Source organism: Mesorhizobium sp. RSR380A (assembly GCF_054719385.1).
On the sequence record NZ_JBTTIB010000001.1, the window covers coordinates 3,110,525 to 3,132,496 of the forward strand.

The following is a 21,972-nucleotide window of genomic DNA, read 5'->3' on the forward strand; positions in this document are numbered from 1 at the left end:
TTCAGACCCCTTCCACAATGGCGAAATGCGAGGTCGAACAAGCGCGCCGGAATTTCAGCGCTGCCTGGTATTCGGGGGAATGGAAGCAAGCCAGCGCGACCTCGTAGCTTTCGAACTCGACGATCACATGGCGATTGCCGGATGGCCCTTCCGGGCTTGACGACTGACCGCCTCGCGTCAGGAATTTCGCGCCGTATTTGTCGAACGCCGCTTTGTTGGCGGCGATGTATTTCGGATAGTTTTCCGGATCGGTCACATCGACCATCGCCATCCAGTAGCCCTTCTTGCTCATCTCAAGGCCTCCAGCGCAGGAAGTTGGTGATCAGTGCCAGGCCGAGCGCCTGGCTCTTTTCCGGATGGAATTGCGTGCCGGCAAGGTTGCCGCGCTCGACCGCCGCCGTTACCGGGCCGCCATAATCGGCAACGGCCAGCACTTCGTCCGGCCTTGTCGCGTCGAGATGGTAGGAATGAACGAAATAGGCGTGCAGACCCTTGGGCCCGGTCGCAATACCGGAAAACAGCGGGTGCTTGCGGTCGAGGTCGATCGTGTTCCAGCCGATCTGCGGGATCTTCAGCGCCGGATCGGCGGGCGTGATCTCCTTGACGTCGCCGGCAATCCAGCCGAAGCCCTTGGTCACGGTCTTTTCCAGGCCGCGCTGCGACATCAGCTGCATGCCGACGCAGATGCCGAGGAACGGCCGCGCCTTGGCGATCGCTACCTCTTCCACCGCTTCCCACATGCCGGCGACGCCGCGCAGGCCCGCCGCGCAATCGGCATAGGCGCCGACGCCGGGCAAAACGATGCGGTCGGCGCTGCGCACACGCTCGGCATCGGCGGTCAGCTCGATGGCAGCCGCAATGCCGGCTTCATGCGCGGCGCGCTCGAAGGCCTTGGTGGCCGAGCGCAGATTGCCCGACCCGTAATCGATGATCGCGACCCGCATCTCAGGCTTTTCCCGGCGTATGGCTCAGGCCCAGCGTCAGCCCGGTCTGCGCCGGCCGGGCCAGGCTGGCGTCCGGCACGATGCGCGGCAGCGGCGCCGGCTCATCGGCAAGGGCCTCGGCGTCCAGTGACTGGCGGATGTCGGCATCGTCAGGATTGTCGGCTTCGACGACGCCCCATTCATGCCAGCCGCCGCGGCGCAGCGCTGCGAGCCGCAACCCTTGGCCTTCCAGCCCGATATAGAGCGACACCAGCAGCGACAGCGCCGAGCCAGCCCAATCCAGCCCCAGTCTTTCGCCAAGCAGCGAAAGCAGGCCCATGGCGACGAAAGCGAGCCCCGCCTCGATCCAAAGCCGGTGCCAGGCGAGCCACAGCGGCGCCACCAGGAAAGCCAGCCAGGAAAAACCGTCGCGGACCAAAATCGTTGCGTCGGCCGCCTCGGTGCGGCCTGGCGGTTCCATCACGACATAGATGGCCATCAGCCTACCCTTTCAGAGATCCCTTGGTGGAGGGAACCGCTTCCGGCTGGCGCGGGTCGCGCTCCAGTGCGAAACGCAGCGCGCGCGCCACCGCCTTGAAGCAGGTCTCGGCAATATGGTGATTGTTGGCGCCATAATGATTGGTGACATGCAGCGTGATACCGGCATTCTGCGCCAGCGCCTGGAAGAATTCACGCACCAGTTCGGTGTCGAACGTGCCGATCTTGGGCGACGAGAAGGCGACATTCCAGACCAGGAACGGACGGCCCGACACGTCGATCGCGGCCCGCGTCAGCGTCTCGTCCATGGCAAGGTCGACAGAGGCATAGCGCATGATGCCGCGCCGCTCGCCCAGCGCCTTGGCCAGCGCCTGGCCGATCGCAATGCCGGTGTCCTCGACCGTGTGGTGGTCGTCAATGTGCAGGTCGCCCTTGGCCTTTACCGTCATGTCGATCAGCGAGTGGCGCGACAGCTGGTTCAGCATGTGGTCGAAGAAGCCGACGCCGCTCGACATGTCGGATTTTCCGGTGCCGTCGACATCGACCGAGACGCTGATCTCGGTTTCCTTGGTCTTGCGGCTGACTTCGGCGGAACGGGACGCCATGACCTTGTCCTTGTCTTTGGGCATACGACACTTTTGGCAACTGACCGGGGCGAAACGAAAAGACAATGCCTCCAGGCGCTCATTTGCTTGAAAACGAAAGCCTTCTAGCAGCATGATCCGGCGATAGCCAGTTGCGATGCGGATCGCTATCGGCCGTGGCGGAGGCGGTTTGCAATCGTTAGCCCCATGCATACATATGGCCGATCGAAATCCCGCGCCAATCGCCTCATCGGGATCGCGCGAATCGGAGCAGCAGATGTCCAATGAACTGAGTATGCACGCCACGACCATTGTGACGGTGCGCAAGGGCAACAAGGTGGTGATCGCCGGCGACGGCCAGGTCAGCCTTGGCCAGACCATCATGAAAGGCAACGCCAAAAAGGTGCGCCGCATCGGCAAAGGCGGCAATGTCATTGCCGGTTTCGCCGGCGCCACGGCGGACGCTTTCACCCTTCTGGAGCGGCTCGAAGCCAAGCTCGAACAATATCCGGACCAGTTGACGCGCGCCTGCGTCGAGCTCGCCAAGGACTGGCGCACCGACCGTTATCTGCGCCGGCTGGAAGCGATGATGCTGGTGGCCGACAAGTCGGTTTCGCTGGCGCTCACCGGCACCGGCGACGTGCTGGAGCCCGAATTCGGCGTCATGGCCATCGGTTCCGGCGGCAACTATGCGCTGGCCGCTGCCCGCGCGCTGATGGATAGCGACAAGGATGCCGAGGAGATCGCCCGCAAGGCGATGCAGATCGCCTCCGACATTTGCGTCTACACCAACAACAACTTTGTTGTCGAAACGCTCGATGCCGGCTAACCCGCCGGTGCTCTATGATTTTCGACCGGTTACCGAAAAAGACCTGCCGATGATCGCCGGCTGGCTGGCCGAGCCGCATGTCGCCGAATGGTGGGACGACCCCGAGACGGAAATTGCCGGTATCAGGGAGAACATCGACTCGATTTCGGTCGAGCCGCTGATCGTCGAGCTCGAGGGCAGGCCGATCGCCTATCTGCAGAGCTACGATCCGCATCTGGAGGACGGCCATCCCTATGCCGACCAGCCGTTCGGCACGCTCGGCATCGACCTGTCGATCGGCGTGCCGGACCTGGTTGGCAAAGGTCATGGCTCGGCTATCGTCAGGCAATTCGTCGAGCAACTGTTCGAGGAAGGCGCGCCGCGCGTCATCATCGATCCGCATCCCGACAATGGCCGCGCCATCCGCGCCTATGAAAAGGCGGGCTTCAGGGCTATCGATCGCAGACACTCTAGATATGGGGACGTCGTGCTGATGGCCGTCGATGCCGAAGAGAGCGACGCGGAAGAAGGGGAATGAGTTGATGGCGACACCGGGCACTGCCAAAAATTACTCGGCCTATGAAGACAGCTGGCGGATGGGGCTTCTGCTCGTGCTCGCTCTGCTCATCTTCCAGGCCGGCGCGCTTTACGGCATGGGCCGCACGCCGATCTGCACCTGCGGTTACGTCAAACTCTGGCACGGTGTGGTGAACAGTTCGGAGAATTCCCAGCATATTTCCGACTGGTACACGTTCTCGCACATCATCCACGGCTTCCTGTTCTACGCCTTGGCCTGGTTCCTGTTCCCGCGCTCGCCAATCGGTCTGCGCCTGGCATTCGCCGTCGTCATCGAGGGCGGCTGGGAACTCCTGGAAAACAGCCCGTTCATCATCGAGCGCTACCGCGCCGGCACCATCTCGCTGGATTACTATGGCGACTCGATCATCAATTCGGTGTCCGACACGCTGGCCATGGTGCTGGGATTTGTGATGGCGCGAAAGCTACCTATATGGAGCATCGTCGGCCTCGCCCTCATCTTCGAACTGGGTGTCGGCTACCTCATCCGGGACAATCTGACGCTCAACGTGATCATGCTGCTGCATCCGTTCGAGTCCATCAAGCAGTGGCAAAGTGGAATCTAGTGATATGACCACCTTCTCTCCCCGTGAAATCGTTTCGGAACTCGACCGCTTCATCATCGGCCAGAAGGACGCCAAGCGCGCCGTGGCCATTGCCTTGCGCAACCGCTGGCGCCGCCAGCAGCTGGAAGGCCAGATGCGCGAAGAGGTGATGCCGAAGAACATCCTGATGATCGGCCCGACCGGCGTCGGCAAGACCGAGATCTCGCGCCGCCTGGCGCGACTCGCCGGTGCGCCCTTCGTCAAGGTCGAGGCCACCAAGTTCACCGAAGTCGGCTATGTCGGCCGCGATGTCGAGCAGATCATCCGCGACCTGGTCGAGATCGCCATCGGCCTGGTGCGCGAGAAGATGCGCGAGGACGTGAAGGCGCGCGCGCACCTCAATGCCGAGGAGCGCGTGCTGGAAGCCCTGGTCGGCAAGACGGCGAGCCCGGCGACCCGCGATTCCTTCCGCAAGAAGCTGCGCGACGGCGAGCTCGACGAAAAGGAGATCGAGATCGAGGTTGCCGACACCGGCACCGGCGGCATGCCCGGCTTCGAGATCCCCGGCATGCCGGGCGCTAATATCGGCGTGCTCAACATCAACGACATGCTGTCGAAGGCGATGGGTGGCAAGAAGACCAAGGCGCGCAAGACGACGGTCAAGGAGTCCTACGCGCTGTTGGTCAACGACGAGTCCGACAAGCTGCTCGACCAAGACGAGGTGGTGCGCCGGGCGCTCGACGCGACCGAAAATGACGGCATCGTCTTCCTCGACGAGATCGACAAGATCGCCTCGCGCGAAGGCGGCATGGGCGCCGGCGTCTCGCGCGAAGGCGTGCAGCGCGACCTGCTGCCGCTGATCGAAGGCACGACGGTGGCGACCAAATACGGACCGTTGAAGACCGACCACATACTGTTCATCGCCTCGGGCGCCTTCCATGTCTCCAAGCCGTCCGACCTGTTGCCGGAATTGCAGGGCCGCCTGCCGATCCGTGTCGAGTTGCGGGCGCTGGAGAAGGACGATTTCATTCGCATCCTCACCGAGACCGAGGCCAGCCTCATCAAGCAGTATATCGCGCTGATGAAGACCGAAGGCGTCGACCTCACCTTCACCGACGATGCCATCGATTCGCTGGCCGGCATCGCTGTCGACCTCAACGCTAGCGTCGAAAACATCGGAGCGAGACGCCTGCAGACGGTGATGGAGCGCGTGCTGGACGAGATCTCCTACGACGCGCCCGACCGCAACGGCACCAGCGTCGCCATCGATGCCGCCTATGTGGAAAAGCATGTCGGCGACCTCTCGCGAAACACAGATTTGTCGCGATTCATCCTTTAAACGAGGGCGCCGGTTCATCCGGCGCCGGTATTAGAGCGCCGCGCGTCCTTTGGACGCGCAAAGGTCGCTCTAACAGTATTGAATCGACGCATCGGACTTTCCAAAAATCGGTTTCGATTTTTGGGCCGATGCTTAGGCAACCAGTTTCCGGCAAACATCATCGTGTGTGGCCGGATGGTATCATGCGGCCATCTTTCGTCTTGCCGGCTGCAAGGGCGCTCTCGACTCGACCGGGAGCTTTACCTAGTTTGCGCGGCAATTCTCTAGGCGGCGGCGCATGAAAAAACTGATCCTGCTCATTCTCGGCTTGACGCTGGCGGCGACGCTGTTCGCGGCTGACGCGGCGACATTGGTGCCGGCGGGCAACCGCAATGTCGTGCAGCCTGACATACCGGGCGCCTCCAGCCGCCGCACCCAGGCGACCAACACCACCTTCCAGGCCAAATACCGCAAGGTCTACGCTCTGTTGCAGAACGACGCCGAATTGCGCGCCAAGATCAGGAAGGCGGCTGCCGGTTACGGCATCAACCCCTTGCACATCGTCGGCGCCATCGTCGGCGAGCACACCTACAATGTCGATGCCTACGACCGGCTGCAGACCTACTACGTCAAGGCGATCTCCTACCTCTCCAGCAAGCTGTCCTTCGCCTATGACGGCGAGGACATCACCGATTTCGTGCAGCGGCCGGAATTCAAGAAGTGCACAATGTCGGACAGCTACGACCTGTGGGAATGCCGCGAGCAGGTGTGGAACCGCTCCTTCCGCGGCAAGACCGTCGACGGCACCAGCTTTCCCAACGACCGCTTCGGCGCCACCTTCTTCCAGCCCTATTATGCCGGCCAGACCTTTGGCCTCGGCCAGCTCAACCCGCTGACCGCGCTGCAGATGAGCGATCTGGTGCACAAGGTGTCGGGGCTGCCCGAACTCGATGTCGGCGATCCCAATGGGGTCTACAAGACCATCATGGATCCGGATCTGACATTGCCCTACGTCGCAGCGACGATCAGGAAGTCGATCGACGCCTACAAAAACATTGCCGGCTTCGACATCTCAGGCAATCCGGGGCTGACCGCCACGCTCTACAATGTCGGCAATCCCGAGCAGCGCGCCTATGCGCTGAAAGCAGAGAACGACAAGCGCCGCGCGGCGGGTGAGACGGTCAAACTGCCGGAAGAGAATTATTACGGCTGGCTGGTCAACGACAAGCTGGACGAGCTGAAGGCGCTGTTTTAGCGGGCTTAGCTCAGCCGTCTACCTCCCCCTTTGTGGGGAGGTCGGACCGCAGGTCGGGGTGGGGGCCGGTGCCGCACCCCACCCCGCTGCTTCGCAGCGACCCTCCCCACAAGGGGAGGGTAAGTCAGTCCTTCACGCTGCCAGCAACGACTTCAGCTTCACATCCGGCGACCCCAACGCCTCCGGCGCCGGCCTAGCCCGCTTGGCGATCAGCATCTCGGCCAGCCTGATGTCGCGCGCCACGGCATTGCCCGTACCGAGGCCGCTCGCCGCCACCAGCCTGCCATCCTCGGCCAGATGAAACAGAATAAAAGCACCGTCGCCGAGATCGCGGCGGACCGTGCTTTTGCCCTCGTCCGAAAGGCCGGCGATCTGCAGCGACAAACCATACTGATCCGACCAGAACCATGGCACCGCGGCATGCGCTTCGCGGGCGCCCAACATGTTCTTCGCGGCCAGCGCACCCTGTTCCTGCGCATTGCGCCAGGCTTCCAGCCGCACCCGCCGGCCAGCATAGACAGCGAGCGGAAACGAGCAGCAATCGCCGGCGGCGAAGATGTCGGGATCGATTGTTTGGAGTTCGCCATTGACGGCGATGCCGTTATCGACGGTCAGGCCCGCTTCCGCGGCAAGCCCGGTCACCGGCACGGCGCCGATGCCGATGACGGCGAGATCGGCGACGATGTCCTGCCCATCGGCGAGCATGATGTGCACCTCAGCGCCGTCGTCGGCGATATCAGCGATGCCCTGACCGGTGAGCACGGTCACGCCTTCGGCCTCATGCGCCTGATGGATGATTTCAGCGATCTCCGCCGGCACCCCGCGCATGAGGATGCGCGGCTGCGCCTCAATGACCGTGACGCTGGCCCCGAGCTTGCGCGCCGAAGCGGCGAGCTCCAGGCCGATAAAGCCACCACCAATGATGGCGATGCGGTTTGCCGGGCTGAGGTGGGCACGAATGGCCAGCGCGTCGGCAAAGGTGCGGAGGTAGACGCAGCGCGGACCCAATCCCGGCATCGGCAGCTTGCGCGGTGTCGAGCCGGTCGCCAGCAGCAGCTTGTCGTAGGGCAGGGCCGAACCGTCCGACAGCCGCACCATATGCGCCGGGCGGTCGATCGCCACCGCTTGAACGGAATGGATATGCCGGATCGATTTCTCGGCCAGAATTTCGTCGCTGGCGATCGTCTTGATCTCGGCCGCGTCGCTCGTCATTGCGTCCTTGGACAGGGGCGGCCGCTCATAGGGCAGATGGGGTTCGTCACCCACCAGCGTCACCGGCCCGTCATAGCCCAGCTCGCGCAGTGTCAGCGCTGCCCGCCCGCCGCACTCGCCGGCGCCAATGATGACCATTCCCGCCTGCATGGTCCTATCCGATCTGGATCAGCACTTTGCCGGCCTCGACCTTTACCGGATAGGTGGCGAGATTGACGCAAACCGGCGCGCCTCGTGCCGCCCCCGTCTTGTAATTGAAGCGGCCATTGTGCTTGGGGCACTCGATGATGTCGTCCATCACCAGCCCGTCGGCCAGATGCACCTTTTCGTGCGTGCACAGGCCATCGGTGGCGAAATAATCGTCGTCAGGGCTGCGATAGATGGCGAAGGTGCGGCCGCCATGGTCGAAGCGCATCACATCTTCTTCGTCGATGTCGCCGGCGGCGCAGGCCTCGATCCAGTCGCTCATGTGTTCCTCCCAAAAGCAATTCCAGGAAAAGTGCGTTGCGGTTTTCCGTTCGGAGTTGCGACAAAACAAAAGCTTAATCGCGCGATCATTCCGCCGCGGCGGCGACGGCGTCGTTGTGGAGTTCCTCGCGATAGGGCCGCGCCGTTGGCGGCAGTTCGCGCTTGAGGAAATAGTCCTCGTTGCGCAGCTGGCGCAAAAAGGCCGGGATCATCTCGCGGTAGCCGGCCAGGATCGACGGCGTCGGCGCTGGCAGATCGTGCTTGATAAGCGCATGCAGTTTAGGCAGCGCATGATAGGGCACCATCGGGAACATGTGGTGTTCGACGTGATAGTTCATGTTCCAGTAGATGAAGCGGCTGACCGGGTTCATGTAGACGGTGCGGCTGTTCAGCCGGTGGTCGATGACATTTTCCGCCAGCCCGCCATGCTGCAGCAGGCCGACCATGACATGATGCCAGGCGCCGTAGAGCCGGGGCAGCCCGACCAGCATCAGCGGCAGCCATGAACCGAAATAAAGCGCCAGCGCGATCGTCACGGCATAGATCGCCGTCCAGATGCGGGCGATGCGAATGGCCTTAGGCTGCTCCTGTTCGGGGATAAAAGTCTTTTCCGCCGCGCTGATATTGCCGGCGGCATTGCGCAGCATGTCCGACATCGCATGCCAGGCATCCAGCACGCCGATAAAGCCAAGCGCGACCCGGAACAGATCCGGCGGCCGCATGACGGAGATTTCCGGGTCGCGGCCGACGATGATGGTGTCGGTGTGGTGGCGGGTGTGGCTCCAGCGCCAGGTCACCGGATTGCGCATGATCATGAAGCAGGCGATCTGGTAAACCGCGTCGTTCATCCACTGGGTGCGGAAGGCGGTGCCGTGGCCGCATTCGTGCCAGCGTGAGTCGGTGGAGGAGCCGTAGAGCACGCCATAGACGAAGAAGAACGGCACGCACCACCAGCTGCCCCAGAACCAGGCGCCGCCGGCGGCACTCAGGATCAGCGCGGCCAGCCAGATCGCGGTGTCGCGGATCGCCGGCCCGTCGGAGCGCTGCATCAGCTCCTTCATCTGCTTGCGCGGAATATCAGTGTGATACCACTCGGCCGCCGCCAGCCCGGTCTCGACGGCGAGCTTGGAATCGCGGCCCATCAGGCTGTAGTCGCGCCGGGACGGTGGTGTGGATAGTGTCGCTTCCATAGGGGCTGCCTCCGTCGGCCACAGCATCCGTCAGGACGGATATGTCCATTACAGGCGCTTGTGTCCGAGCGCAAAATAGCGCCATGCGGTGATAGTCTCAATATCACAAAGATAGTTTCTATCATTTTCCATCAGAACGATGTAAGCAGTTGCAGGCACTCATGCGGGACAGTCATGGCAAAACGGCCAACCATCACCGATCTGGCGCGCATCTCCGGCGTTAGCGTCGCCACTGTCGACAGGGTGCTGAACAACCGGCTGCCGGTGCGCGAGGAAACCGCGCGCCGCGTCTATGAGGCGGCGACCGGCATCGGCTACCACGCCGCCGGGCTGATCAAGCGGCGCATGCGCCAGGAATTGCCGGAATACCGCCTCGGCTTTCTGCTGCTGCGGGGCAATGATGTTTTTTACGGCGATTTCGCGAGGGAGCTAGAAATGGCGGTCTCGCAATCGCAGCGCTTCCGCGGCGTCGCCACCATCGATTTCGCCAGCTCGCTAGCCGCCGACGAGATCGCCGCCCAAATGCGCAAGCTGGCAGCGAAATCCAGAGCAATCGCCGTTGTCGGTCCGGACCATCCGACGCTGACGGCGGTCGTGGAGTCGCTGAAAGCGAGGGGGCAACCTGTCTTCTCGCTGCTGTCCGACTTTGCCGCTGGCATCCGTGAGGGATATGTCGGCCTCGACAATCGCAAGGTCGGTCGCACCGCGGCCTGGATGATCGCCAGGGCGGCAAAGAACCCCGGCAAGGTCGCCCTTTTCGTCGGCAGTCATCGCTTCCACGGCCATGAACTGCGCGAGATCGGATTTCGCTCCTTCTTCCGCGAACATGCGCCGGACTTCACGGTGATGGAAACGCTGGTCAATCTGGAAGCCAACCAGGTCACCCACGATGCGATGATCGATCTCCTGGTGCGGTATCCGGATCTTGCCGGCTGCTATGTCGCCGGCGGCGGCATGGAAGGCGCGGTCTCGGCGCTGCGGGCTGCGAAGCCCGCAAGCATGCCGGTGGTCGTCTGCAACGAGATCAACGCCGAATCGCGCGCGGCACTCGCCGACAACATCCTGACTATGGTGATCTCGACGCCGCTCGCCGCCTTGTGCCGCGAGCTTGTCGACCTGATGGCGCATTCCATCGAGGCCGGCGCCGCCAACGCGCCGGGCCAGACCTTTCTGCCCTTCGACATCTATCTGCCGGAAAATATCTAACGCGTTCTGCCGCGCCGACCCGTTCGGCGCGGGCTCTCCCGGCGATGATAGAATCTATCAGAGTCTGCCTTCAGACTCGGCCTGGGCCGCTGTCGGCCTTGATTCGACGTGAAATTGCGGCGCGGCGACCGAAAATCCGCTTTCCGACTTAGGAATCGCTCTTGACGTCTCGCGAAAAAATGGAATAAATATTTCATCAGATTGGTATTTTGGTTCTTTCGTTCCGGAACATCTGTTTCAAACCGGGAGCTTGGCGTTCCATCCCTTGGACAAAACGCCATACGGAACAGGAAGGCATCAGGGAGAGATTCCTCGGGCTATCGGGGATTCCGGGTAGATCGGTGCAGCCGGACACCAATGTGGAGGAGAAACACAATGAAGAAACTGATTTTGGGCGTCGCCTTTGCGGCGCTGATGAGTTCGTCCGCTTTTGCCGCCAAGGTCGGCGTGTCGATGGCCAAGTTCGACGACAACTTCCTCACAGTGCTGCGCAACGGCATGATCGAGCAGGCCAAGGGCATGAGCGGCGTGGAACTGCAGGTCGAGGACGCGCAGAACGACGTCGCCAAGCAGCTCGACCAGATCAAGAACTTCGCCGCCTCGGGCGTCGACGCCATCATCGTCAACCCGGTCGATACCTCGGCCACGCAGGCGATGTCGGACGCCGCCGCAGCCGCCAAGATCCCGTTGGTCTATGTCAACCGCCAGCCGGTCAATGTCGACACGCTGCCGGACAACCAGGCCTTCGTCGCGTCGAACGAGGCCGATTCCGGCACGCTCGAGACCAAGGAAGTCTGCCGCCTGTTCACCGAGGCCGGCAAGAAGGAAGCCAATGTCTATGTCGTCATGGGCGAGCTTTCCAACCAGGCCGCCGTGCAGCGCACCAAGGACATCGAAGAGGTGATCGCCACGCCGGAGTGCAGCTTCATCAAGATCATCGACAAGCAGACTTCGAACTGGAACCGCGACGAAGCGCAGAACCTGATGACCAACTGGCTGTCGACCGGCAAGCCGTTCGACGGCGTCATCGCCAACAATGACGAAAGCGCCATCGGCGCCATCCAGGCGATGAAGGCCGCCAACATCGACATGAAGACGGTCGTCGTCGGCGGTGTCGACGCCACGCAGGACGCGCTTGCCGCCATGCAGGCCGGCGACCTCGATGCCACCGTGTTCCAGGATGCGGCCGGCCAGGGCGCCGGCGCTCTGGACGCAGCGCTGAAGCTCGCCAAGGGCGAGAAGGTCGAGCACAAGGTCTACGTGCCCTTCCAACTCGTGACGCCAGCCAACATCGACAAGTTCCTGAAGAAGAACTGAGCCGGCGACTCGTTCGACTAACGGAGCGGCGCATCAATCGCGCCGCTCCCGTTTCCCTCACCGCCCTTACGTGCGGGAGGGCAAATGCCGCCTCACGGAGGACAGACATGTCACAGACATCTCATGGCGTCGGCGGGGTCAGCTATGACGCGAAGAGGCGGACATGGCCGGCCGAATTCAACGTCTTCCTGGCGCTGGTCATTCTGGTCGTCATCTTTGAAATGATCGGCCGCATCTTTCTTGGCGACAGCTTCCTGTTCAACACGCGCGACAACGTCGCCGGGATCTTCAATGAGGCCCGCCTGCAGATCATCATCCTGCAGGTGTCGATCGTCGGCATCATCGCCATCGGCGTCACGCAGGTGATCATTTGCGGCGGCATCGACTTGTCCTCGGGCTCGATCGTCGGCGCCACCGCCATGATCGCCATGAGTTTTGCCCAGGTGGCGACGGTCAACGGTAACCCCAACCCCAAGGCGATGTTCCTGGCGCAAGGCTGGACCGACCTGCCGGTCATCGTGCCGGTGCTGGTCGCCATCGGCTGCGGTCTGCTCGCCGGTCTCGTCAACGGCTCCTTGATTGCATACACGCGCATTCCGCCGTTCATCGCCACGCTCGGCATGATGGTGACCGCGCGCGGCATTGCCAAATGGTGGTCCAAGGGTCAGCCGATCTCGTTTCCGACCGAAAGTTTCGCTGGTATCGGCAAGGGCCTGATGCCGGTCATCATCTTCCTGTCGCTGGCGGTGCTGTTCCAGCTGATCATGACCTACACACGCTACGGCAAGCACTGCTACGCCATCGGCTCCAACGAGGATGCCGCACGCATGTCCGGCATCAAGATCGCCAACCACAAGATCCTCGTCTATGTCATTGCCGGCATCCTCGCCGCGCTGGCCGCCGTCGTGCTCTCCTCCAAGAACCTGACGGCACAGTCCGGCATGGGCGTCATGTACGAACTCGACGCCATCGCCATGGCGGTCATCGGCGGCGTCTCTTTGTCGGGCGGCCGCGGCTCGATCGTCGGCACCGTGATCGGCTCGCTGATCTTCGGCGTCATCATTTCCGGCTTCACCTTCCTGCGCCTCGACGCCTACTATCAGGAGATGGTGAAGGGCGTGATCATCGTCGGCGCGGTCGTTCTCGACCAATGGCGCCAGCGCATGCGGGCATTGAGGGCTTGACCATGCCAGATATCTCCACGACAGACATCGTCCTGAAGACCGAAAACCTGACCAAGCGTTATGGCGGCGTGCACGCGCTGGAAGGCGCGAATTTCGAGCTGCGCAAGGGCGAGCATGTCGCCATCATGGGCGACAATGGCGCCGGCAAATCGACCTTCGTGCGCCAGATCACCGCCGTCGAGCAACGCACCAGTGGCCAGATCTGGTTCGACGGCAGGGAAGTGAATTTTGCCGGGCCGATCGAAGCGCGCACGGCGGGCATCGAGACCGTGTTCCAGAACCTGGCGCTGGCCGACGATCTCGACGTGCCGTCGAACCTGTTCCTCGGCCGCGAAAAGGTGCTTTTCAATCTCGGCCCGTTCTCGATCCTCGACCGCAAATACATGCGCAAGGCGACCGAGGCGGCGCTGATCCGCACGGCAGTGAAAATCCCCAATTTGTCCAACACCATTCGCCACATGTCGGGCGGCCAGCGCCAGTGCGTTGCGATCGCCCGGACCGCGACCTTCGCCTCCAAGCTGATCATCATGGACGAGCCGACGGCAGCCCTTGGCGTGCAGGAGACGGCGCAGGTCGAAAACATCATCCGCACGCTGAAGGACAATGGCGAGCCGCTGATCCTGATCAGCCACAACATGCGCCAGGTGTTCGACCTGTGCGATCGCATCGTCGTCTTCCGGCGCGGCCGCATCGTCGCCAACCTGCGCAAGGAAAACACCGACGGCAACGACATCGTCTCCTACATCACCGGCGCCAAGACCGGGGAGGCGGAACTCGCGGCCTGAACAGGATGGTCATCCTGTTTTCTGGCGTGCTCGAAAAATTATCTTGCCACCTTTCTCAAAAGGAAGGTGGAGACACAACTCTCTCGAACCCATCCCCCTAGAGGAAATACCCCATGACTGTTCGTTTCGCCCTCCTCGGTGCCGGCCGCATCGGCAAGGTCCATGCCCGCGCCGTCGGCTCCAACCCGCAGGCCAGACTGGTGGCCGTTGCCGACGCTTTTGAAAAGGCGGCGACCGAGTTGGCAACCGCCTATGGCGCCGAAGTGCGCACCATCGACGCGATCGAGAAGGCCAAGGACATCGACGCCGTGGTCATCTGCACGCCGACCGACACCCATGCCGATCTGATCGAGCGTTTCGCCAAGGCCGGCAAGGCGATCTTCTGCGAGAAGCCGATCGACCTCGACGTCAAGCGTGTCGAGAAATGCCTGGCCGTGGTCGACAAGGCCAAGGCGACGCTGATGGTCGGTTTCAACCGCCGCTTCGATCCGCATTTCGCCGCCGTGCGCAAGGCGATCGACGACGGCGCCATCGGCAAGGTCGAGATGGTCACCATCACCTCGCGCGATCCAGGTGCGCCGCCCGTCGACTACATCAAGCGCTCGGGCGGCATCTTTCGCGACATGACAATCCACGATTTCGACATGGCGCGCTTCCTGCTCGGCGAAGAGGTGGTCGCGGTCAGCGCCCATGCCTCGGTTCTGGTCGACGAGAAGATCGGCGAAGCGGGCGATTTCGACTCTGTCAGCGTCATCCTCGAAACCGCGTCCGGCAAGCAGGCCGTCATCTCCAATTCGCGCCGCGCCACCTATGGCTACGACCAGCGCATCGAGGTGCATGGCTCCAAAGGCATGGTCGCCGCCGAAAACCAGCGGCCGGTGTCGATAGAGGTCGCCAACGAGAAGGGCTATACGCGCCCGCCGCTGCACGATTTCTTCATGACCCGCTATCTCGACGCCTACGCCATCGAGATCGCCGCCTTCATCACTGCTGCAACCTCGGGCAAGAAGGCATCGCCGAGCGGCGCCGACGGCCTCGTGGCGCTGAAGCTGGCCGATGCCGCGCTGAAGTCGGCGACATCAGGCAAGACCGTCCGTCTCAACAAGTAAGAACCGGAACCAAGGCACAGGAGCAGAGCGATGAGCACATCCGCCGATCGCAATTCGAACACGCGCGCTATCGTCACCGGCGGCGCGCAAGGCATCGGCTTTGCCGTCGCCGAAGCGCTGGCCGACGAGGGCTGCAAGGCGCTGGCGCTCATCGGCCGTTCGCAGGAGAAGGGCGACAAGGCGGTCGCCCACTTCAACAAGGCCGGCGTCGACGCGATCTTCATCAGCGCCGACGTTTCGAAGGTGGCCGACTGCAAGCGCGCCGTCGCCACCGCCGTCTCGCATTTCGGCACCATCAACGCGCTGGTCAACGCCGCAGCCACCTCCGCGCGCGGGTCGCTGGTCGAAACCTCCGAGGAGACCTTCGACCAGATTTTCCAGACCAACGTGCGCGGCCCGTTCTTCCTGATGCAGGGCGTGGTGGCCCATCTCCTGGACAAGAAGGCGCCGGGCTCGATCGTCAACGTGCTGTCTATGTCGGCGCATTGCGGCCAGTCCTTCCTGGCGCCCTATTCCTCGAGCAAGGGTGCGCTGGCGACGCTGACCAAGAACGTCGCCAACGCCTATCGTTTCAACCGCGTCCGCTGCAACGCCGTGCTGCCGGGCTGGATGGACACCGAGGGCGAGGACATCGTGCAGAAGAAATGGCACGGCGCCTCCGACGACTGGCTGGCAAAGGCAGAGGCCGGCCAGCCGATGGGCCAACTGGTCAAGCCCGACCAACTGGCGCGGCTGATCAGCTACATGGCCAGCCCGCAATCCGGCGTCATGACCGGCTCGCTGGTCGACTATGACCAGAACGTCGCGGGGACCTCGCCGGAGTAGCTTCAAACCCTATTGCAGCAACATCGCCATTCCCAGATAGTCATGATAGTCATGATAGTCGCGAGGGATGCGATGCTAACGTCATCCAAAGGCACCAACTGGACGGTTGCCGGGGCAAAAGCCCGGCTCTCCGAGGTCATCGAGCGCGCGCAGTCCTCGCCGCAGACGATCACCAAGAACGGCAAACCAAGCGTGGTTGTCGTCTCGGCCGAGGAATGGCAGCGCAAGATCGCACGCAAGGGTACGCTTGCCGAGTTCCTGCTGGACTCGCCGCTGCGCGGCGCCGATCTCGACCTTGAACGTCAGCGCGACGAACCGCGTGACCTGCCGCGGTGAGACTGCTGCTCGACACGAATGTCCTGTCCGAGGTGACGAGGCCAGCGCCTGTCGCACGTGTCCTGGGCTGGCTGGACGAGCTTGATGAGGACCGCTCCTTCATCAGCGTAGTGTCGATCGCCGAGATCCGGCGCGGCGTCTCTCTGATGGATGAGGGCCGCAAACGCGAGGCGCTGGCCGAATGGCTCGCCCGGGACCTGCCCCAGCGCTTCGAACAGCGGGTTTTGCCGGTGGACGATGCGGTTGCCTTGGCCTGGGGCGACCTGATGGGTTTTGGCAAGCACCGCGGTCGTGGTCTATCGTCGATGGACGGCCTGATCGCAGCCACTGCGATTGCGCACGAGCTCACCTTGGCAACGCGCAATACGAAACATTTCGAAGGCTTTGGGCTTGAACTCTTCGATCCCTGGACCGCATGAGCCGCTCCGCGTTATACGTGTTGGCGATTGGCGAACCGCCGGCACTTCGTCATCCACGGGCGGAGCAAGGAGCGTGGCGACGCAGCGCAGACCCGAGGCTCCATGCCGCGACTTCAGAGCGCTGCTACGGTCCAGAATTCTGCTCCGCCGCACTCCACGGCCCAGGTCACGGAATGGATCCCAGGGTCTCCGCGACGGAGCTTCGCTCCTGCTCCGCCCAGGGATGACGAAATCGCGAGGATTCGGCCCATCCCGAATTGTCTCCGCATACCCCACGTGACAAGCGCCTCCGCATCGACTATATGAGCCTCATGATCAACCTGACCGCCTCGTATTGGTACTTTAGCAGCTCGCTGGCGGCGGGAGGATTGCGCTCGATCTGAAGATTGCAGCAACAAGTCCGAACAGCCGCCAGACCTGGCGGCTTTTTTGTATCAGCCGGCAGGTCTCCTAAAAACAGGAGCAGAAAGCCGTGTTGACCACCACAGACGATCTTCGGGTCAAGGAAATCCGAGAATTGAGTACGCCGGACGAGGTGATGCGGGAGATCCCGCGCACGCTGACGGCAACGCGCACCGTGAGCGCATCACGCAACGCCACCCATGCCATCTTGAACGGCACCGACGACCGGCTGCTTGTCATAGTTGGCCCGTGTTCGATCCACGACCCGGTCGCGGCCGTTGACTATGCCAGCCGGCTAGTGGCGTTGCGCGAGACCCTGTCCGACCGGTTGGAGATCGTCATGCGGGTCTATTTCGAAAAGCCGCGCACGACTGTCGGCTGGAAGGGCCTTATCAACGATCCCGATCTCGACGGCAGCTTCAACATCGACAAGGGGCTGCGGATGGCGCGCAACGTGCTGTCGGCGGTCAACAATCTCGGCCTGCCCTCGGCCACCGAATTTCTCGACATGACGACGCCGCAATACATTGCCGACCTCGTCGCCTGGGGCGCCATCGGCGCGCGCACCACCGAGAGCCAGATCCACCGCGAACTGGCTTCCGGCCTGTCCTGCCCGGTCGGCTTCAAGAACGGCACCGACGGCAATCTCAGGATCGCCGCCGAGGCGGTGAAATCCGCCGCCCAGCCGCATCATTTCATGGCGGTGACCAAGGGCGGACGCAGCGGCATTGCGACTACTACCGGCAATGAGGACTGCCACGTCATCCTGCGCGGCGGCGTTCAGCCGAATTACGATGCGGCGAGCGTCGAGGCGGCCTCGGTCGAACTTGCCGGCGTCGCCCCCCGTCTGATGATCGATGTCAGCCACGCCAACTCGGCCAAGAAGCCGGAGAACCAGCCGAAGGTGGCGGCCGATGTCGCCGGCCAGGTGGCAGCAGGGGACGAGCGTATCATCGGCGTCATGATCGAGAGCAATCTCGTCGCCGGCCGGCAGGACGTGGTATCAGGCAAGCCGCTCGTCTATGGCCAGAGCATCACAGATGGCTGCATCGACTGGGCGACCACAGAGACGGTGCTGCACGGCCTCGCCGGCGCCGTAGAATGGCGCCGCTCAGCCCGCCGCGCCATGATGGAGAACCGGCCGGGCGCCGCCTGATACGAGGCGATGCGGGGAGGGCGGCGGTTCGAAATCCAGCCAGGATTGCGCCGCCCCAAAATGCATGTCGCCCAGAAGTGTGCCGCGGTTCTGGGGACAACGACATGCATCAAACAAAGGCTTTAGGGTCTGAGGATCGCCGAGTCGATCTGCATCGAAACGAAGTCGATTTGCGGCGTTCGGCAACGCAGCGCGCACTGCGGCTCCCCTTGCACCCCGGCAACCGGTCTGCTAAATACTGAACCGTATGGTTCAGTATACCGACTTGGATTCCTCGTTCGCCGCGCTCTCGGACGCCACCCGGCGTGGCGTTCTGGAGCAGCTCGGACGCGCAGACGCTTCGATCACCGAGCTTGCCGGAAAGTTCCACATGACCCTCACGGGCATGAAGAAGCACGTCGGCGTCCTGGAGCAGGCGGGGCTCGTCACCACGCAGAAGGTTGGCCGCGTGCGGACCTGCAAGCTCGGCCTGCGCGGACTGGAGGAAGAGGCGGCCTGGATCGAGCGGCACCGCCTGCTCTGGGACGCACGCTTCAACGAGTTGGACAAGGTTGTCGAGGAATTGAAACGGAAGGAGAAAGCCGATGCGCCAAAGAACCGAGAGTGAGCCCACGAACAGCCGCACCACGGTCGAACGGAAGTCCGAACGGGAGCTGGTCGTCACGCGAACAGTCAACGGTCCGGCGCGCATCGTGTTCGAGGCGTGGACCAAGCCCGAGCTGTTCAAGCAGTGGTGGGTGCCGAAGTCGATGGGCATGTTCCTGCGTTCATGCGAGATGGATGCTCGTACCGGAGGCACGTACCGCCTGGTGTTCGGCCACGACGCCTCGGACCTTCACGAATTCTTCGGCAGGTATATCGAAGTGACACCCCACTCACGCCTCGTCTGGACCAATGAGGAAGGTGGTGACGGTGGACCCGTCACCACGCTGACCTTCGAGGAAAAGGGTGGCAAGACGCTGCTGGTCATGCACGAACTCTATCCCTCGAAGGAGGCTCTCGACGCGGCCGGTACCGGGGCGGCGAATGCGATGGGCGAGACGTTCGAGCAATTGGACGAGCTTCTCGTCGTCTTGGGCGAGGGCGTGAGGCGGTCATGACGTCATCGGTCTCGCGGACGGGGTAGCTGCCGCCCTCGACGACGAAAAGACCGGGACAGTAATCCGCAAGCGCCGCGCCGAGGCGAAGAAACGCGGCGTCATCGCTTGATCGGGATCACGCCGCCCTCAACCCCTCCCATGCCGTAAACACCGAGACCGCAAACAGCAGCAGTCCGGCCGCCCGGCCCGCAAACGCGGTCGTCCGCGGATTGGCCACCAGCAGATTGCGGCTGCGGCCGGCGGTGATGGCGAGCCCGCCATAGATGGCGGCCTGCGTCAGCATCGTCAGCGAGCCCATGACCGTCGCCTGCATCCAGATCGGGCCGTAATCCGGCTTCAGGAACTGCGGATAGACGGCAAATATGAAGAGATAGGCCTTCGGGTTGATCAGGCAGGTCACCAGTCCCTGGCGAAAGGCCATCCAGGCCGTACGGCTGCCGGCGGGCCCGTCGTGGCCGACGCTGATGGAACTGCGCACCAGCGAGATGCCGATGAAGGCCATGTAGGTGGCGCCGGCTATCAGCAGCGGCTTGTACAGGATCGGCACGAAATGCATCAGCAGGCCGACGCCGATGGCGCCGTTCAGCGTGTGCACGATGCCGCCGACCATGATGCCACCGGTGGCGGCGAGGCCCCGGTCGCGGCCGCCGGTGAGCGCATTGGCAAGCACGAACAGCATGTCCATCCCGGGTACGATGATGATGCCGGACAGCAGGATAAAGAACAGCCAGAGATTTTCCGCGTAGCTCATGTCAGTTGCCTGTCGCTTCCTGCTGGGGTGCCGTGGAGGAATTTGTTGATTTTCAACCCGATAGGCAGTCCAATAAATCATCCCAACTGACGGGGATGTGTCAGTAGCGTTCATCAGGGAGAGGAAATGCGCAAGGCGTCGCGGCTGTTCGAGATTATCCAGATCCTGCGGCTGGCGCGGCAGCCGGTGACGGCAGCCATGATCGCCGGGCAGCTGGAAGTCACGATGCGTTCGATCTATCGCGACATCGCCGCACTGCAGGCAATGCGCGTGCCGATCGAAGGCGGGCGCGGTATCGGCTACATATTGCGGCCCGGCTTCGACCTGCCGCCGCTGATGTTTTCGATCGAGGAGATGGAAGCGATCGTCCTGTCGCTCGCCCTGCTGGAGCGCACGGGAGACAGCGAACTCAAGCAGGCGGCCAAGCGCGTCAGCGCCAAGATCGCCAGCGCCGTGCCGCCGCCGTTGCGCCAGGCGTTCGACGCCAACGCGCTGCATGTCTGGGGGTTCGCAGCACCGGCAATCGGCACCATCGATCTGGCGCTTGTGCGCCGCGCCATCCGCGACGAGGAAAAGCTCGACCTGTCCTATCGCGACGAAATCGGCCGCGCCTCCGAGCGGCTGATCCGTCCAATCGCGCTGATCTACTATTCAGAAACCGCCAACATCGTCGCCTGGTGCGAATTGCGCCAGGCCATCCGCAATTTCCGCAGCGACCGCATCGCGGATTGCCGGGCGACCGGCCTGCGCTTCAAGGGCGAAGGCGATCGCCTGCGCCAGGTCTGGGTCAGTGGCTGGGAGGCGAACGCTGTCGCTGGCGGCTGAAGCGAGCGGGTTTACCGCACATCCACCCAGCGCTCTTCCTCGAACGACCTCGCCATCGCGTGCACCGTGCGCTCGATCTCCAGCCCTTCGGCAAATTCGATGACCCGTGCCGGCTTGCCGGCAAGCCGCGTCAGCAATTCGTGGCACTCGATGATCTTGAGGTCGTTGAAACCGAGCCCATGACCCGGCGCCGGGAGGAAGGCGTCGTAAGGCTTGTGGTGCGGCGCCACCAATATGGTGCGGTAGCCCTGTTCGGTCGGGCGATCGGCGGTGACGTAGAGCTGGATTTCGTTCATCCGCTCCTGGTCGAACAGGATCGATCCCTTGGAGCCGAAAATCTGTATGGCGATGCGGCCCTTGCGGCCCCAGGCCGAGCGGTTGACCAGCAGCGTGCCGGCAATGCCGTTTTCCAGATGCATCAAAACGCTGGCGATGTCGTAGGTCTCCACCGCACGGCGGCCGCCGCTGGCCAGCTTGCGGTCGACATAGGGTTTGGCCATGTCGCAGATGACTTTTGCGACGCGGCCGAACAGCGTCGAGACCAGCGACAGCGGATGCACGGCGAAATCGTCGAGCGCGCCATAGCCGGATGCGGCCTCATGCTTCCAGAAGAACAGCGCTTCGGGGTCGGCCATGAAGTCCTCGTCCATCTCGATGCGCAGATGGTTGACCTCGCCGATGATCTTTTCCTCGAGCAGCGCGCCGATGTGGCGGATGGCCGGGCTCTGTATGTAGTTGTAACCAAGCGCTGCGACCTTGCCGGACTTCTTCGCCGCGGCCGCCATCGCCGCTGCTTCGGCAAAGCTCGGCGCCATCGGCTTCTCGCACCACAGATGTTTGCCGGCTTCGAGAATAGCGATGGCCATCTCCGGATGGAACTGATTGGGCGTGGTCAGCGAGACGATATCGACCTCGGGGTCGTTGACGACGGCACGCCAGTCGCCCGACGCCTTGGCGAAGCCGAACTCACCGGCCTTGCGCTTGGCCAGCTCCTCGTTGACCTCGCCGAGATGGACCAGCTTCGGCTTGGCGACATCGGGAAAGACGGCGCCGACGGCGCTCCACGCAATGGCGTGGCATTTGCCCATGAAACCCGTGCCGATAAGACCAACGCCGACCATTTCTTTCTCCCAATACCTGAAGCGATCGATGGATGAATTAGTCCATTTCTTCTCCGAAT

26 protein-coding genes are annotated in these 21,972 nt (G+C 62.8%); 17 read left to right on the top strand and 9 right to left on the bottom strand.

Annotated elements, in window-relative coordinates; translation table 11 throughout:
* Position 1: 1 nt before the first annotated feature.
* Genes ACYG9Z_RS15150 through hisB form a run of 4 tightly spaced genes read right to left on the bottom strand, consistent with a single transcriptional unit; the run spans position 2 to position 2,026 of the window.
* Positions 2-292, bottom strand: a complete 291-nt coding sequence (locus tag ACYG9Z_RS15150) for a DUF1330 domain-containing protein (protein WP_023703760.1) — start codon at positions 290-292, stop codon at positions 2-4.
* 1 nt (position 293) lies between these two features.
* Positions 294-944, bottom strand: a complete 651-nt coding sequence (gene hisH / locus ACYG9Z_RS15155; RefSeq protein ID WP_023703759.1) for an imidazole glycerol phosphate synthase subunit HisH — start codon at positions 942-944, stop codon at positions 294-296.
* Between the two features lies 1 nt (position 945).
* Positions 946-1,422: a DUF2628 domain-containing protein gene (locus tag ACYG9Z_RS15160; RefSeq protein WP_023703758.1), complete on the bottom strand. Its 477-nt coding sequence runs from the start codon at positions 1,420-1,422 to the stop codon at positions 946-948.
* 4 nt (positions 1,423-1,426) lie between these two features.
* Entirely contained in the window at positions 1,427-2,026 is a 600-nt protein-coding gene (gene hisB, locus ACYG9Z_RS15165) for an imidazoleglycerol-phosphate dehydratase HisB (RefSeq protein ID WP_023724184.1), read from the bottom strand.
* A gap of 256 nt (positions 2,027-2,282) precedes the next feature.
* Between hisB and hslV the strand changes: the two genes are divergently transcribed.
* From hslV to ACYG9Z_RS15190, 5 genes are all read left to right on the top strand, one after another.
* On the top strand, positions 2,283-2,834 hold the full coding sequence (hslV, locus tag ACYG9Z_RS15170; protein ID WP_023672322.1) for an ATP-dependent protease subunit HslV: 552 nt from the start codon (positions 2,283-2,285) through the stop codon (positions 2,832-2,834).
* A complete protein-coding gene (locus ACYG9Z_RS15175) occupies positions 2,824-3,351 on the top strand; it encodes a GNAT family N-acetyltransferase (RefSeq protein WP_023703757.1) in 528 nt (175 codons plus the stop codon). The genes hslV and ACYG9Z_RS15175 overlap by 11 nt, the downstream gene beginning before the upstream one ends.
* Before the next feature lie 4 nt (positions 3,352-3,355).
* Entirely contained in the window at positions 3,356-3,955 is a 600-nt protein-coding gene (locus tag ACYG9Z_RS15180; protein WP_023695986.1) for a DUF2585 domain-containing protein, read from the top strand.
* Between the two features lie 4 nt (positions 3,956-3,959).
* On the top strand, positions 3,960-5,273 hold the full coding sequence (hslU, locus tag ACYG9Z_RS15185) for an ATP-dependent protease ATPase subunit HslU (RefSeq protein WP_023703756.1): 1,314 nt from the start codon (positions 3,960-3,962) through the stop codon (positions 5,271-5,273).
* Between the two features lie 277 nt (positions 5,274-5,550).
* Positions 5,551-6,507 carry a DUF1402 family protein gene (locus tag ACYG9Z_RS15190; protein ID WP_023703755.1) on the top strand — a complete coding sequence of 319 codons (957 nt, stop codon included), beginning with the start codon at positions 5,551-5,553 and terminating at the stop codon, positions 6,505-6,507.
* A gap of 132 nt (positions 6,508-6,639) precedes the next feature.
* Here ACYG9Z_RS15190 and ACYG9Z_RS15195 read toward each other — a convergent pair whose 3' ends face one another.
* From ACYG9Z_RS15195 to ACYG9Z_RS15205, 3 genes are all read right to left on the bottom strand, one after another.
* Entirely contained in the window at positions 6,640-7,869 is a 1,230-nt protein-coding gene (locus ACYG9Z_RS15195; RefSeq protein WP_031196408.1) for an NAD(P)/FAD-dependent oxidoreductase, read from the bottom strand.
* A 4-nt stretch (positions 7,870-7,873) separates the two neighbouring features.
* Positions 7,874-8,188: a MocE family 2Fe-2S type ferredoxin gene (locus ACYG9Z_RS15200; RefSeq protein ID WP_023672328.1), complete on the bottom strand. Its 315-nt coding sequence runs from the start codon at positions 8,186-8,188 to the stop codon at positions 7,874-7,876.
* 85 nt (positions 8,189-8,273) lie between these two features.
* The gene (locus ACYG9Z_RS15205; RefSeq protein WP_023752325.1) at positions 8,274-9,377 is read right to left on the bottom strand and encodes a fatty acid desaturase family protein; all 1,104 of its coding nucleotides are present in this window, start codon (positions 9,375-9,377) and stop codon (positions 8,274-8,276) included.
* A gap of 174 nt (positions 9,378-9,551) precedes the next feature.
* On the opposite strand from ACYG9Z_RS15205, the gene ACYG9Z_RS15210 reads away from it, so the two are divergent.
* From ACYG9Z_RS15210 to ACYG9Z_RS15260, 11 genes are all read left to right on the top strand, one after another.
* Positions 9,552-10,583: a LacI family DNA-binding transcriptional regulator gene (locus ACYG9Z_RS15210; RefSeq protein WP_023672329.1), complete on the top strand. Its 1,032-nt coding sequence runs from the start codon at positions 9,552-9,554 to the stop codon at positions 10,581-10,583.
* Between the two features lie 375 nt (positions 10,584-10,958).
* Positions 10,959-11,900, top strand: a complete 942-nt coding sequence (locus ACYG9Z_RS15215; RefSeq protein ID WP_023752324.1) for a sugar ABC transporter substrate-binding protein — start codon at positions 10,959-10,961, stop codon at positions 11,898-11,900.
* Positions 11,901-12,007: 107 nt separating this feature from the next.
* Positions 12,008-13,084, top strand: a complete 1,077-nt coding sequence (locus ACYG9Z_RS15220; RefSeq protein WP_023687413.1) for an ABC transporter permease — start codon at positions 12,008-12,010, stop codon at positions 13,082-13,084.
* Positions 13,085-13,086: 2 nt separating this feature from the next.
* On the top strand, positions 13,087-13,869 hold the full coding sequence (locus ACYG9Z_RS15225) for an ATP-binding cassette domain-containing protein (RefSeq protein WP_027049093.1): 783 nt from the start codon (positions 13,087-13,089) through the stop codon (positions 13,867-13,869).
* Between the two features lie 113 nt (positions 13,870-13,982).
* On the top strand, positions 13,983-14,978 hold the full coding sequence (gene iolG / locus ACYG9Z_RS15230; protein WP_023752323.1) for an inositol 2-dehydrogenase: 996 nt from the start codon (positions 13,983-13,985) through the stop codon (positions 14,976-14,978).
* A 30-nt stretch (positions 14,979-15,008) separates the two neighbouring features.
* Positions 15,009-15,803: an SDR family oxidoreductase gene (locus ACYG9Z_RS15235; protein WP_023752322.1), complete on the top strand. Its 795-nt coding sequence runs from the start codon at positions 15,009-15,011 to the stop codon at positions 15,801-15,803.
* Between the two features lie 72 nt (positions 15,804-15,875).
* Entirely contained in the window at positions 15,876-16,139 is a 264-nt protein-coding gene (locus ACYG9Z_RS15240) for a type II toxin-antitoxin system Phd/YefM family antitoxin (RefSeq protein WP_023702090.1), read from the top strand.
* Entirely contained in the window at positions 16,136-16,558 is a 423-nt protein-coding gene (locus tag ACYG9Z_RS15245; RefSeq protein ID WP_023752321.1) for a type II toxin-antitoxin system VapC family toxin, read from the top strand. Before ACYG9Z_RS15240 ends, ACYG9Z_RS15245 begins: the two co-directional genes overlap by 4 nt.
* Positions 16,559-17,030: 472 nt before the next feature.
* Positions 17,031-18,116, top strand: a complete 1,086-nt coding sequence (locus tag ACYG9Z_RS15250; RefSeq protein ID WP_023752320.1) for a 3-deoxy-7-phosphoheptulonate synthase — start codon at positions 17,031-17,033, stop codon at positions 18,114-18,116.
* Between the two features lie 247 nt (positions 18,117-18,363).
* Positions 18,364-18,723: an ArsR/SmtB family transcription factor gene (locus ACYG9Z_RS15255; protein WP_023672338.1), complete on the top strand. Its 360-nt coding sequence runs from the start codon at positions 18,364-18,366 to the stop codon at positions 18,721-18,723.
* On the top strand, positions 18,701-19,216 hold the full coding sequence (locus ACYG9Z_RS15260; RefSeq protein ID WP_023752319.1) for an SRPBCC family protein: 516 nt from the start codon (positions 18,701-18,703) through the stop codon (positions 19,214-19,216). Before ACYG9Z_RS15255 ends, ACYG9Z_RS15260 begins: the two co-directional genes overlap by 23 nt.
* Before the next feature lie 115 nt (positions 19,217-19,331).
* Here the strand turns inward: ACYG9Z_RS15260 and ACYG9Z_RS15265 are convergent, their stop codons facing one another.
* The gene (locus ACYG9Z_RS15265; RefSeq protein ID WP_023752318.1) at positions 19,332-19,967 is read right to left on the bottom strand and encodes a LysE family translocator; all 636 of its coding nucleotides are present in this window, start codon (positions 19,965-19,967) and stop codon (positions 19,332-19,334) included.
* A gap of 126 nt (positions 19,968-20,093) precedes the next feature.
* On the opposite strand from ACYG9Z_RS15265, the gene ACYG9Z_RS15270 reads away from it, so the two are divergent.
* On the top strand, positions 20,094-20,792 hold the full coding sequence (locus tag ACYG9Z_RS15270) for a helix-turn-helix transcriptional regulator (RefSeq protein WP_023672341.1): 699 nt from the start codon (positions 20,094-20,096) through the stop codon (positions 20,790-20,792).
* 11 nt (positions 20,793-20,803) lie between these two features.
* Here ACYG9Z_RS15270 and ACYG9Z_RS15275 read toward each other — a convergent pair whose 3' ends face one another.
* Positions 20,804-21,913: a Gfo/Idh/MocA family protein gene (locus tag ACYG9Z_RS15275; RefSeq protein ID WP_023687403.1), complete on the bottom strand. Its 1,110-nt coding sequence runs from the start codon at positions 21,911-21,913 to the stop codon at positions 20,804-20,806.
* Positions 21,914-21,972 lie beyond the last annotated feature (59 nt).

What these genes read in the sequence shown, in the direction of transcription:
- ACYG9Z_RS15200 (WP_023672328.1), bottom strand. Translation starts at nt 8,188, where the DNA reads ATGAGCGACTGGATCGAGGCCTGCGCCGCCGGCGACATCGACGAAGAA.
- ACYG9Z_RS15220 (WP_023687413.1), top strand. Translation starts at nt 12,008, where the DNA reads ATGTCACAGACATCTCATGGCGTCGGCGGGGTCAGCTATGACGCGAAG.
- ACYG9Z_RS15215 (WP_023752324.1), top strand. Translation starts at nt 10,959, where the DNA reads ATGAAGAAACTGATTTTGGGCGTCGCCTTTGCGGCGCTGATGAGTTCG.
- ACYG9Z_RS15235 (WP_023752322.1), top strand. Translation starts at nt 15,009, where the DNA reads ATGAGCACATCCGCCGATCGCAATTCGAACACGCGCGCTATCGTCACC.
- ACYG9Z_RS15240 (WP_023702090.1), top strand. Translation starts at nt 15,876, where the DNA reads ATGCTAACGTCATCCAAAGGCACCAACTGGACGGTTGCCGGGGCAAAA.
- hisH (WP_023703759.1), bottom strand. Translation starts at nt 944, where the DNA reads ATGCGGGTCGCGATCATCGATTACGGGTCGGGCAATCTGCGCTCGGCC.
- ACYG9Z_RS15195 (WP_031196408.1), bottom strand. Translation starts at nt 7,869, where the DNA reads ATGCAGGCGGGAATGGTCATCATTGGCGCCGGCGAGTGCGGCGGGCGG.
- ACYG9Z_RS15225 (WP_027049093.1), top strand. Translation starts at nt 13,087, where the DNA reads ATGCCAGATATCTCCACGACAGACATCGTCCTGAAGACCGAAAACCTG.
- ACYG9Z_RS15150 (WP_023703760.1), bottom strand. Translation starts at nt 292, where the DNA reads ATGAGCAAGAAGGGCTACTGGATGGCGATGGTCGATGTGACCGATCCG.
- ACYG9Z_RS15205 (WP_023752325.1), bottom strand. Translation starts at nt 9,377, where the DNA reads ATGGAAGCGACACTATCCACACCACCGTCCCGGCGCGACTACAGCCTG.
- ACYG9Z_RS15260 (WP_023752319.1), top strand. Translation starts at nt 18,701, where the DNA reads ATGCGCCAAAGAACCGAGAGTGAGCCCACGAACAGCCGCACCACGGTC.
- ACYG9Z_RS15190 (WP_023703755.1), top strand. Translation starts at nt 5,551, where the DNA reads ATGAAAAAACTGATCCTGCTCATTCTCGGCTTGACGCTGGCGGCGACG.
- ACYG9Z_RS15270 (WP_023672341.1), top strand. Translation starts at nt 20,094, where the DNA reads ATGCGCAAGGCGTCGCGGCTGTTCGAGATTATCCAGATCCTGCGGCTG.
- ACYG9Z_RS15160 (WP_023703758.1), bottom strand. Translation starts at nt 1,422, where the DNA reads ATGGCCATCTATGTCGTGATGGAACCGCCAGGCCGCACCGAGGCGGCC.
- ACYG9Z_RS15255 (WP_023672338.1), top strand. Translation starts at nt 18,364, where the DNA reads ATGGTTCAGTATACCGACTTGGATTCCTCGTTCGCCGCGCTCTCGGAC.
- ACYG9Z_RS15265 (WP_023752318.1), bottom strand. Translation starts at nt 19,967, where the DNA reads ATGAGCTACGCGGAAAATCTCTGGCTGTTCTTTATCCTGCTGTCCGGC.
- ACYG9Z_RS15275 (WP_023687403.1), bottom strand. Translation starts at nt 21,913, where the DNA reads ATGGTCGGCGTTGGTCTTATCGGCACGGGTTTCATGGGCAAATGCCAC.
- hisB (WP_023724184.1), bottom strand. Translation starts at nt 2,026, where the DNA reads ATGGCGTCCCGTTCCGCCGAAGTCAGCCGCAAGACCAAGGAAACCGAG.
- ACYG9Z_RS15175 (WP_023703757.1), top strand. Translation starts at nt 2,824, where the DNA reads ATGCCGGCTAACCCGCCGGTGCTCTATGATTTTCGACCGGTTACCGAA.
- ACYG9Z_RS15210 (WP_023672329.1), top strand. Translation starts at nt 9,552, where the DNA reads ATGGCAAAACGGCCAACCATCACCGATCTGGCGCGCATCTCCGGCGTT.
- hslV (WP_023672322.1), top strand. Translation starts at nt 2,283, where the DNA reads ATGTCCAATGAACTGAGTATGCACGCCACGACCATTGTGACGGTGCGC.
- ACYG9Z_RS15180 (WP_023695986.1), top strand. Translation starts at nt 3,356, where the DNA reads ATGGCGACACCGGGCACTGCCAAAAATTACTCGGCCTATGAAGACAGC.
- iolG (WP_023752323.1), top strand. Translation starts at nt 13,983, where the DNA reads ATGACTGTTCGTTTCGCCCTCCTCGGTGCCGGCCGCATCGGCAAGGTC.
- hslU (WP_023703756.1), top strand. Translation starts at nt 3,960, where the DNA reads ATGACCACCTTCTCTCCCCGTGAAATCGTTTCGGAACTCGACCGCTTC.